Raw genomic sequence first — 2,397 nt, 5'->3', positions numbered from 1 at the left:
AACAAATATAGCTATTAAATTAAACTTTCAAAACTTTTTGAAAGTTTAATTTAATAGCTATATTTGGTTTAGCACACTACCTATAAAAATCTTCAGCACGAACTGCCCTTCGTTCCCCCGAAGGCAGCAGGACCTCCAACTTCAATGTATATCCACCACCACCTTCTAAAAACAACAATTCAAAAGGATGGTATCCTTTAGCCAAAGCAATCTGGGCAGATTTTTCAAATGAAGAATGCCATCCATCGTTGTCTACAAGCATTTTGCCTTCCAGTTTCAATACACTGCCATCATCGGATCTAAGAAAAAAAGTATAAATACCTTGTTCAGCCGCATAAAAATAACCTTTATGGCGTGTCGCAAACTGGTCTGCCGTTTTTTCAACGGGGATTTCAATTGCAGAAGTCACCTTTTGTACTTCAAGTGCTTTTTCATTAATGTCCTTCACCAGGTGATACGCCCCCGGATAGTAGAAAAAATCCAGACCCTTTTTTGGAGAAGCCAACTGAACTGACGGGGCATAGTCCTGCTTCTCATAATTAACTGTATACAACTCCCCTCTTTTTCCTGATGTATTAAATGCAGCAAGTTTAAACTGAACGGGTCTTTCAATGATCAATTTCCCTTTATACAGTTTAGAGGACAAGTTTGGTACAGATCCATCTGTGGTATAACGTACATCAAAATTCTTAACCGGATTAAAAATTTCCAGAGCAGCCTTATCTACAAAGACACTGTTTACACTAAACCCATTCAAGTCCAGGAAACGATAATTGATTTTCATCGCATCCAGCATAGGTAGCTGATCAATAACCTTTTGCTCAAAGCCTTTCCAATCTAAACTTGGTTTACCCCAAGCCACTTCTGCCATTGCCAGTAAACGAGGAAAGACCATATATTCTAATCTTTGCTCACTAGGAATATATTCCGTCCAGATATTGGCCTGAACACCCATTACAAATTTTCTCTCAGCCGTATTCAGTTTAAAATTATAAGGATCAAAAGAATATACTTTCTGCAAAGAATTGGCATCCTGCTGTGCATCGAAATAACAAAACTCTCCTGGTGTCATGATCAATTCATTACCTTTCTCCGCTGCATGTCTGGGAGCATCCGGCACCCAGGTTCTCCAATACATCAATGTAGCCGTAGGAGAAATACCCCCATCCAGAATTTCATCCCAGCCAATTAACTTTTTCCCCTTACTATTAAAGAATCGCTCCATGCGATGTACAAAATAACTTTGTAGTTGGTTGATATCTTTTAATCCCTCTTTCTTCATCAGAGCATCACATTCAGGCACATTTTTCCAGCTGCTCTTCTCTACTTCATCCGCGCCTAAATGAATATATTTACTTGGAAATAATGCCGCGATTTCTGTAAATACATTCTCCGCAAATTCAAACGTTGTTTCTTTACATGGACATAAAGGTTCGGAAAAGTCTTTAGCCTGCCCACCTTTACCGTTTGAAGTCAACCAAGGCATCAAGGCTGTTGCTGCCATCATATGTCCCGGCATATCAATTTCAGGGATAATTTCTACAGATCTGTCTGCAGCGTATTTAATCAGACCCTTCATTTCTTCCTGAGTGTAGAATCCACCATATTTCCGAGCCCCATCGATCATCTTAAAATGCTTTTCTGGTAATTCATAATCCGGGTTGTCCTTTGCGAGTACCAAACAGGCGGAATCCTGCTTATTTAAAGTACGCCAAGCCCCTTTAGCTGTCAACTCCGGATATTTTTTAATCTCTATCCGCCAACCCTGATCGTCAGTTAAATGCAAATGAAATTTGTTGAACTTATATAAAGCCATACGGTCAATCATTTTCCGCAGATACTCCAGATCAAAGAAATGCCGGGAAACATCCAGATGCACACCTCTCCACTCAAAACGTGGAGCATCACTAATTTCCACACCCGGAATTTCAAACCCTGTTTTAGAAGGAAGCTTGTATAAGCTGGCCCCGATCAACTGTTTTAAAGTTGATACAGCAGCAAATGCCCCCTCTGTAGTAGATGCAGTAAGCACCACTTCCCCACTCTTTACAGAAAGTTTATACCCACCTTTTGGAATTACATCTTCATGTACAGATTTTAACGAAATCGTATTTTTTACCACTGCTGTCGTTTTGTCCTTCATCGTCTTCAACTCTCTTACAGCAGCCCCAAAAAGCACTCCTGAAGATGGATTAATCACCGTATTGCGATTTAAAATAAAATGACCAGGCTGTGGGCTCAATACAGACGGCTGGGGAATTACTGTATATTTTCCAGGAACAACCTGAGCATTTACAGTAATTTTAATACAAACTAACACTGACAACAAGGCCAGATTAATTAATCGACACTTCATATATAAATTTTACTAAAACCTTTTATTCAAATATAGAATAT

Annotated in this window: 1 protein-coding gene; it reads right to left on the bottom strand. The window is 39.3% G+C overall.

The window, feature by feature from the left end:
* Nucleotides 1-76: 76 nt before the first annotated feature.
* Nucleotides 77-2,356: a family 20 glycosylhydrolase gene (locus DBR11_RS04630; protein ID WP_108550441.1), complete on the bottom strand. Its 2,280-nt coding sequence runs from the start codon at nucleotides 2,354-2,356 to the stop codon at nucleotides 77-79.
* Nucleotides 2,357-2,397: the final 41 nt, after the last annotated feature.

Source organism: Pedobacter sp. HMWF019, assembly GCF_003061025.1.
Classification (GTDB): domain Bacteria; phylum Bacteroidota; class Bacteroidia; order Sphingobacteriales; family Sphingobacteriaceae; genus Pedobacter.
The sequence above is the reverse complement of the archived record's forward strand: the minus strand, read 5'-3'. Positions and strand labels throughout refer to the sequence as shown.